Below are 6,709 nucleotides of genomic sequence, written 5' to 3' on the forward strand. Positions count from 1 at the left end.
AAAAATACCCGCCTCAATGGGCGGGTTAGTCAAGAATTAATGGTAAGGCCGATGGCTCAATGTGACTGAAGCAGGATCAGGTTGCTGGCAAAAACCTCATGATAGCGAAGACAAGGCCAGCTGATGTCAATATGGTACCTATATTCCACATGATCATTTGACGCCCCAGCGAGTGCATTTCACTGCGAACTCTTTCAATTTCAAGGCGAACGTCGTTTAAGCCATCTCGGGTCGCAAAGGTCGCTTTTATTTCTGATAAGTCGTCCCGCGCTGATTTCATATCGCTCTCAAGGACACCGACTCTACGAGCTATGTCTTCCATAGTTGGGCCACCTCCGCCTCCACCGCTACCTGTTTTTTTGAAGCTATGGGGGTCAACTGGGTTACCATCTAAACCTACTATTTTTTCACGGCTGGCCATTATCTGTATCCTGATTGACGATGGTAGCATCAAAAAAAGCAATATAGCCACAGTGCTGGCAAGTGACGGGTAAGGCTGCCAATGGGCCGGGCATTTCAACCCCAATAAGGCTCGCCCCAGAAATAAAACGGGGTGTTACCACGTCTAGGTCAGCAACACTTCCATCCTTATTTTCTACTAGGGCCGGATCTATATTCATTATGTGCAGACCCCAGGCTTTGAGTCCGCAGCATGGGCAAGAAAAAGTTGGCGTGAATTTTTGGAGGTGGGCCAGCAGCTTCTTAGCTGGAGTTAAAGTAAAGTTCTTAACCTGATCAGTCATTTAATCAAAAACCTCCCACCAGAAGACTCTTCCTATAATTTTTGGCGCATCTGGGCCCATAAGGCTGTGCGTTTCCTCGGGATATTCATCGCTGTTGTCACTTACTAGGCGCACACGCCCTAACGGCAGCTTGTAGAGACGTTTGATGCGGAGCATGCCTCCGTGATCGAGCGCGTAAATCTTGCCGTCAATGATGTGCCGCGTGCCTTTGTCGATGGCGATCGGAGAGCCATCTGCAATAGTGGGCATCATTGACGTGCCCGTGGCTGTCGCGCATGCCGCATTCTCGGGAGACACGCTGCGAGCAGCGAGCTTTGCAAGTGGAAAGCGCATCGTATGGCCGCCATTTTCCACGACCTGGGTGCGGCCATCGCCAGCAGAAAACTCGACTTCGCGGAAGCAGGGCAGTTCGACTTCATCGGGAGCTAGCGGGAAGCCGCCTTCGACAACCTCGGTATTGTGAAGCTCAATTTCATCCGAGCCGCCCGCACGCCTTGCATCAGAAGCAAGCATTTCTCCTGAACCGGTTGCCAGCCAAGAGGCATCCACCCCACAAACAGAGGCGATCTGAACGAGGTAAGCGCTTGAGCGGGATTCGCCGCGCTCAAGCTCTGAAAGGGATGGCTGTGTAATGCCAATGGCCTTGGCCAATTCCCTCTGATTTAGCCCTGCGTGTTTGCGGGCACGCTTCACCCGATCACCGATAGTCATATTCCAGCAAGATATAGGCGAACCTATATGCTTGCAAAAAGGTGTTCCTATATCTAGTATATCGGTAATCCTTTCTATATTAGGCATACCTATGGAAACCCCAGTCCAAAAACTCATCAAGCACTTTGGTAACCAGCAGAAAACAGCGGAAGCCCTGGGCGTCAAGCAGGGCACTGTTTCTGGCTGGGCCACTGGTCGGCATGGCGTTTCTGAGGTGCATGCCTTGGTAGCCGAAAAGCTCACAAGCGGAAAGGTTAAGGCTGTCGAGCTTTGCCCGCGCCTTATCGCCATCAAAGCCGCTTAACCCCAACCGCCTGCCTGTGAAGGCCGCGTTATCAGCAAACCAGAAGAAGGAAGTCTCAATGCTGAACCGTGAACCCCGTATTCCTGCCACCCGGAAGCCGGAAGGCGAGCACCTGGATAACCCCGCTCGTGTCCGCTTCAAGGATTCGGAATACCTCGCGCTGGAGCAGGTAGCAGAAATGCGCCACGGGGGCGTTATCTCACACGCCATTCGGGAGTGCGCCCTGGTGGGCATGGAGGTGATCAACCTCCGGCAAGACGTGTTGCTTGACCGCCTGGCCAATGGCCACAGCGTGCAGACAGCACAGCAGGACATGGTGGAAGCGCTCATGGCGCACCTCATCGAAAACCGCATCACTGAGCAGATGATGCAGCGCCTTCGCGCTTAGCAGAAGGGCCGGACGAGGCCCGAGGAGTGACTGTGAACCGTGCAGCTTTGTCACGAACGTATCGGCGCTTGTCGCCACCGCATCAAGCCGTGGTGGAACAGGAAGCCGCACAGCGCGGAGTGGCGGTGGAGGACGTGATGCTCGATCACGCCATTGCTATCGCGGGACCGTTAAAAGATCAGCTCTATGCCATGCGCCGAGAGCGCACGCTGCGAGCGGTGTAGTACCAGCGGGCTTCGGCCCGCTTCTTGGGCCGTTACAAGGCCCTGTCAGGTCGTCTTGAGATACGGCATAAACGAAAAGCCCGGCGCTGCTGGGGAGCATGCCGGGCTTTGAACTACACAACGTGAGGTAAGTATGACTAATACCGCTGAGATTTTCCAGTTTCCACGTCGAGAAGACGTCGATAGGCCGGAGCCAGAACGCTCTGGCAGGGGGCCACAAGTGGAAGATGGCTATACACGCATCGCCAACGAGCTGTTGGAGCAAGTCATGTCCGCGCCGCTGACACTGCGCGAGATGCGTGTGGTCATGGCGGTGATCAGGCTGACGTATGGCTGGAACCGAAAGCAGGCGAGGGTAACCGGTGGCCTGCTGGCCAAATTGACCGGCTTGCCTGCTACCAAGGCGAGCCAGGCGCTATCCGCCCTGGTGGCCAAGAGGGTCATCATTCGCCACGGCGGCAGCCGATCTGCCGTGTCGTTCAACAAGCACGCCGACCAGTGGGGCTTATCAGAACCCGAGCGCAAGACGCCACCACCAAAGCAGGCCAAGCCCGACACTCACCAAACTGGTAACGATGATCCAAAACGAGGTGACTCTTACCAAAATGGTAAATCTGAGTGTTACCAAAACGGTAACGCTTCTAAAGACAGGAAAGACAACTTACTACCTAGCGGTAGTAAGAACGTCGATGCAAACCCTTCGAGCGCCAAGCGTCGCGTATGGGGTGAGCCTATCGACCATGAGCTTGCCGAGTGGATGGCGGGCATTGTCGATGCGCTCCCAGGCGGCAGCGAGAAACGCAACCTCACCCGCTGGGCCCACACACTTCGCCTGATGCGCGAACAGGATGGCCGCGAGCCTGAACACATTAAGCGCCTGTTTGCCTGGGCCAGCCAGGACAGCTTCTGGCAATCCAACATCTTGAGCCCGACCAAGCTGCGCAAGCAGTGGAAGGCGCTCGCCATACAGTTCAACAACCGCCGCAAGGGGGCCAGCCATGCCAACCGCTCAGGAGCTGACGCAAAACGTACTGACAAAGATCGAATCGCAGCAATGCTCTCCGACCCCAACGACACAAGCTGGATCGAAGGGCTCTTCCCAGACGAGGAATCAGGAAATCTGGGAGCTGGTCAACCGGGCGTTCACGCGTCTGGAGGCGATTTATCCAAGGACGTGGCGGAGCGCGTTTTCGACGGCGGACATGGTGAAGCTGGCCAAGCGGGAGGTGGGGATATCGATGGCGAAGTGGTCGGTGTTGCCGACGCAGCGGAGCCTGGACGCGGCACTGGAGCGAATCAAGGCCGAGGGCAGCGAGTGGCCGCCGAGTGTGGCGCGCCTGATTGCGAGCTTGAAACCGCATCCGGAGGATTTTGGCATGCCTAGTGTGGAGCAGGCGTTCGATGAAGCCATCAAGCACGCACAAAACCCTGCAGGCCACCGCTGGACCCATGGAGCTGTGCGCGAGGCGGGCAGGGCGACAGGATGGTTTGACTTGGCAGCGGCCACCAGTGAAAGCCGGATTCGAGCGTTACGGGGCGCATTTGGCAAGCAGTACCGGGCCATCGTTAACCGGGTCATGGCTGGTGGGCCAGTCGAGGCGCGTGGGCTGGTGGGTCATGACGGTCAACTGACGGCGGCACAACGGGCAGAGCGAGCTGGACTTGAGCAGGCCGCCGCCCAGGCAGAGAAGCAATTTGGCCGGCGCATGAGTGGTGAGCAAGGAATAGCCGCGATCAAAGGCATGTTGCGAGGTGGATCATGACCAAACCAACCAGCAGGCCATTCGTCTCCCGGGCCAGTACCATTCAAGAAGCGCTGGCCACCGCTGCCAAGCTGCCGAAGGTTATCTCAGACGCCATCCAGCTTTGGGGGGAGGTGGAGATCGTGGTTCGTAAACGCCAGGTGAAGCGCAGCACCGACCAGAACAAGCTCCAGCGGAAGTGGATGCTCGAGGCCGAGGCCCAAGGCGACCACATCGCCGAGGAGTACCGCGGCTTTTGCAAGCTGCACTTCGCGGTACCGATCCTGCGCTGGGAGCTACCCGAGTTCAGGGAGAAGTACGACCGCATCGTTAAGCCGCTCCCGTATGAGGCCAAGCTTGAGCTGATGCAGGAGCCACTCGACTTCCCCTGTACCCGGCTGATGAACAAAGACCAAAAGACCCGCTATCTGGATGCCGTATACCAGCACTTCACTGGCTTAGGCATGCGGCTGACTGATCCCAACCTGCGCGGCTTCAAGCCGGGCGAATACAAGGAGGTGGCGTGATGCTCAAGGCAATCCGCATCGAATCCAGGCACATCCGCAACGCTGCCCGGGGCGAGCAGTGCACGCTCGGCATCGTCGGCGTCTGCAACGGGAATCCCGAGACGACCGTGCTGGCCCACTTGCCGGACGAAAGCCACGGCATGAGCCGCAAGAGCGACGACATTTCTGCGGTATTCGCTTGCCATGCCTGCCATGACTGCATCGATGGCCGAGCCAAGTGGCCTCATGGTGACGCGGGTCCGCGTGAGTGGTACATGCGCCGGGCTCAAACTCGCACACTGCGACGCCTGATTGAGCTGGGCGTCGTCACGATCAAGGGGGTGGCGCAATGATGCTGACGATTGGAGCCGCTTTGCTGACTATCGCCGCCGTCGCATTGGTGATGGCCATCGACTACCTGTTTGCTGACCTGAACGACCAGGGCGAGCCGGAGGATTGCGACCAATGATCACTATTTCAAGCAAGGCCGGGCAAGCATCGGCAAAAGCACGGCATGCGGAGCGCGTGGCGATGGCGCGTTTTCAGTTTAGCGAGATGCAGGGTGATTTTTACGCATGGCAGAACGCAAAGCAAAAAGCTCAAGAGGCTGCTCTTGCTTTGGCTGACGAGCTGATCGCCAACCGCCACCACACAGCGGAGGGCGACTGATGATCCTGTTTGTGCCCTACATCGCAAGCAGTACCAACGTCGCCCTGCGAGCTAATAAGCACGCCAACAACCGGGAGGTGAAAGCAGCCGCGTGGGCGTGCAAGGCCGCCTGCCAAGGTGTTGCACCTGTCACCTGCAGGGTAGACCTGGTGTTTCGCCCTCGGTTGGGCAAGGGCGACCGGGTGCGCGACACCAGCAACTACTCAATCAGCATGAAGCACATCGAGGATGGGCTGGTGGCTGCCGGACTGTTGCCGGACGACAGAGGGCAGTACGTGCGCCGCGTGATTCTTGACCCGCCCGAGGTAGACCGGAAAGCCGAAAGCGGGACGTGGGTGGAGATCATCCCTGTCAGCGAGGGCGAATATAAAACAATGCTTTTAGACATTGTGACAAGCGAAGGGCCGCGACCTATCACTATGCCTATTGACGAGTTTTGCAAGAACCATTGTGCGCGTAGCCATGGATAGGCCAACCGCATGGCCAGACGGTCGCCCACTTGGCGGCACCAATGGCTATCCACCTGAGTGGCACGAATGGGCGCGGCAATGCGAGGTGATGTTCATTGCGCGGCAAATGCTGGCAGCGCCCCAGGCGCAGCGCAAAGCAGTACACGCTCAATGGGCAAAGAAATTCCCGCACGCAACACCGCAACGGATAAAAGACGTTTGGGAACAAGTGGTTGAAGAAGAACGCGCAACGCGGCAGGCAACAAAACGCAACACTGGCGCAATATCGCAACGAAAACGCAACGGTAGGGGGAAGTGATGCGATATATCTCAGCTCGACAGATGATCTTTGACGCGTATCACGAGCAGCGTGGGAGTGTAATGCAGTGTGCCGCAGAGATAGCGCGCATGGGAGCGCAGATACAGACGACGCAGCGCAATAACAACGACTGGCGGATAGTGCACGGCCTGGAAGCTGGGCAGGTTATTAGCGCAGTGGAGAGCCAGCCGCAGCACCTGCAGTCCCTGGCACGCTATTGCTTCGGGCCGTTTACCCGTGAGGAGCTGGCAGAGGATCGGGAGTGGATACACACCGCGTTGATGCACGTTGGTATGCAGATGCGGTTGCCAGGGCAGGGGCAGGCAGAGCGGCCATCGGCAGAGGCGGCACGACAACTGCGGTGGATCGTGTCGGCGGCGATCCACCACCACGCCGAGACGACGTACCCGTATAACCGGCCAGGGTTGCACAACCCGCGAAGGATTGCTGCTTGGATTGAAGAAGAGCATGGGGAAGAAGTGAATACGAGAGACTGGAGCAGGCGCGACCGCTCAACGTGGGGCGGTGTCTGGGAGAGATTACTGGACACACTCGACCGATGGGAATGCGCTGCCCTGGCACCGGTGGCCGCACTGATAGCTGGCGACAAGGCCGCCTGACCCCACCAAGCCCGCCACCGTGCGGGCTTTTTGC

12 protein-coding genes and 1 pseudogene are annotated in these 6,709 nt (G+C 57.8%); 10 read left to right on the forward strand and 3 right to left on the reverse strand.

Annotation, left to right across the window (positions count from 1 at the left end; all coding sequences use genetic code 11):
- Positions 1-76 precede the first annotated feature (76 nt).
- The 3 genes from FEU76_RS18395 to FEU76_RS18405 are packed head-to-tail and all read right to left on the reverse strand — an operon-like array spanning position 77 to position 1,454.
- A complete protein-coding gene (locus FEU76_RS18395) occupies positions 77-421 on the reverse strand; it encodes a hypothetical protein (RefSeq protein ID WP_144984958.1) in 345 nt (114 codons plus the stop codon).
- A complete protein-coding gene (locus FEU76_RS18400; RefSeq protein WP_144984960.1) occupies positions 408-743 on the reverse strand; it encodes a hypothetical protein in 336 nt (111 codons plus the stop codon). Before FEU76_RS18400 ends, FEU76_RS18395 begins: the two co-directional genes overlap by 14 nt.
- Positions 744-1,454, reverse strand: a complete 711-nt coding sequence (locus FEU76_RS18405) for a S24 family peptidase (RefSeq protein WP_186299169.1) — start codon at positions 1,452-1,454, stop codon at positions 744-746.
- A gap of 91 nt (positions 1,455-1,545) precedes the next feature.
- On the opposite strand from FEU76_RS18405, the gene FEU76_RS18410 reads away from it, so the two are divergent.
- From FEU76_RS18410 to FEU76_RS18455, 10 genes and pseudogenes are all read left to right on the forward strand, one after another.
- Positions 1,546-1,758 (forward strand): transcriptional regulator, encoded by a 213-nt coding sequence (locus FEU76_RS18410; protein ID WP_144984966.1) that lies wholly within the window; start codon positions 1,546-1,548, stop codon positions 1,756-1,758.
- 58 nt (positions 1,759-1,816) lie between these two features.
- Positions 1,817-2,146, forward strand: a complete 330-nt coding sequence (locus tag FEU76_RS18415) for a hypothetical protein (RefSeq protein ID WP_144984969.1) — start codon at positions 1,817-1,819, stop codon at positions 2,144-2,146.
- A gap of 32 nt (positions 2,147-2,178) precedes the next feature.
- Positions 2,179-2,370, forward strand: a complete 192-nt coding sequence (locus FEU76_RS18420) for a hypothetical protein (RefSeq protein WP_144984972.1) — start codon at positions 2,179-2,181, stop codon at positions 2,368-2,370.
- Positions 2,371-2,503: 133 nt separating this feature from the next.
- Positions 2,504-2,860 (forward strand): annotated as a pseudogene (locus tag FEU76_RS18760) (replication protein); the annotation flags it as partial.
- 508 nt (positions 2,861-3,368) lie between these two features.
- Positions 3,369-4,133, forward strand: a complete 765-nt coding sequence (locus FEU76_RS18765; RefSeq protein ID WP_260851423.1) for a replication protein P — start codon at positions 3,369-3,371, stop codon at positions 4,131-4,133.
- A complete protein-coding gene (locus tag FEU76_RS18435) occupies positions 4,130-4,639 on the forward strand; it encodes a hypothetical protein (RefSeq protein ID WP_144984980.1) in 510 nt (169 codons plus the stop codon). Before FEU76_RS18765 ends, FEU76_RS18435 begins: the two co-directional genes overlap by 4 nt.
- A complete protein-coding gene (locus tag FEU76_RS18440) occupies positions 4,639-4,971 on the forward strand; it encodes a DUF1364 domain-containing protein (RefSeq protein ID WP_144984983.1) in 333 nt (110 codons plus the stop codon). Before FEU76_RS18435 ends, FEU76_RS18440 begins: the two co-directional genes overlap by 1 nt.
- A gap of 112 nt (positions 4,972-5,083) precedes the next feature.
- Positions 5,084-5,287 (forward strand): hypothetical protein, encoded by a 204-nt coding sequence (locus FEU76_RS18445; RefSeq protein WP_144984985.1) that lies wholly within the window; start codon positions 5,084-5,086, stop codon positions 5,285-5,287.
- Positions 5,287-5,757 (forward strand): hypothetical protein, encoded by a 471-nt coding sequence (locus FEU76_RS18450; protein ID WP_144984988.1) that lies wholly within the window; start codon positions 5,287-5,289, stop codon positions 5,755-5,757. The genes FEU76_RS18445 and FEU76_RS18450 overlap by 1 nt, the downstream gene beginning before the upstream one ends.
- A 297-nt stretch (positions 5,758-6,054) precedes the next feature.
- Positions 6,055-6,675, forward strand: coding sequence for a hypothetical protein (locus tag FEU76_RS18455; RefSeq protein ID WP_144984991.1), 621 nt, complete (start codon positions 6,055-6,057; stop codon positions 6,673-6,675).
- Positions 6,676-6,709: the final 34 nt, after the last annotated feature.

Origin of the sequence: Halomonas sp. C22 (assembly GCF_007655045.1) — a bacterium.
Taxonomy (GTDB): Bacteria; Pseudomonadota; Gammaproteobacteria; order Pseudomonadales; family Halomonadaceae; genus Vreelandella; species Vreelandella hamiltonii.

Bases quoted from the DNA above. Each gene is read 5' to 3' on its own strand.
- FEU76_RS18395 (WP_144984958.1), bottom strand. From the start codon at position 421: ATGGCCAGCCGTGAAAAAATAGTAGGTTTAGATGGTAACCCAGTTGAC.
- FEU76_RS18400 (WP_144984960.1), bottom strand. From the start codon at position 743: ATGACTGATCAGGTTAAGAACTTTACTTTAACTCCAGCTAAGAAGCTG.
- FEU76_RS18405 (WP_186299169.1), bottom strand. From the start codon at position 1,454: ATGACTATCGGTGATCGGGTGAAGCGTGCCCGCAAACACGCAGGGCTA.
- FEU76_RS18410 (WP_144984966.1), top strand. From the start codon at position 1,546: ATGGAAACCCCAGTCCAAAAACTCATCAAGCACTTTGGTAACCAGCAG.
- FEU76_RS18415 (WP_144984969.1), top strand. From the start codon at position 1,817: ATGCTGAACCGTGAACCCCGTATTCCTGCCACCCGGAAGCCGGAAGGC.
- FEU76_RS18765 (WP_260851423.1), top strand. From the start codon at position 3,369: ATGCCAACCGCTCAGGAGCTGACGCAAAACGTACTGACAAAGATCGAA.
- FEU76_RS18435 (WP_144984980.1), top strand. From the start codon at position 4,130: ATGACCAAACCAACCAGCAGGCCATTCGTCTCCCGGGCCAGTACCATT.
- FEU76_RS18440 (WP_144984983.1), top strand. From the start codon at position 4,639: ATGCTCAAGGCAATCCGCATCGAATCCAGGCACATCCGCAACGCTGCC.
- FEU76_RS18445 (WP_144984985.1), top strand. From the start codon at position 5,084: ATGATCACTATTTCAAGCAAGGCCGGGCAAGCATCGGCAAAAGCACGG.
- FEU76_RS18450 (WP_144984988.1), top strand. From the start codon at position 5,287: ATGATCCTGTTTGTGCCCTACATCGCAAGCAGTACCAACGTCGCCCTG.
- FEU76_RS18455 (WP_144984991.1), top strand. From the start codon at position 6,055: ATGCGATATATCTCAGCTCGACAGATGATCTTTGACGCGTATCACGAG.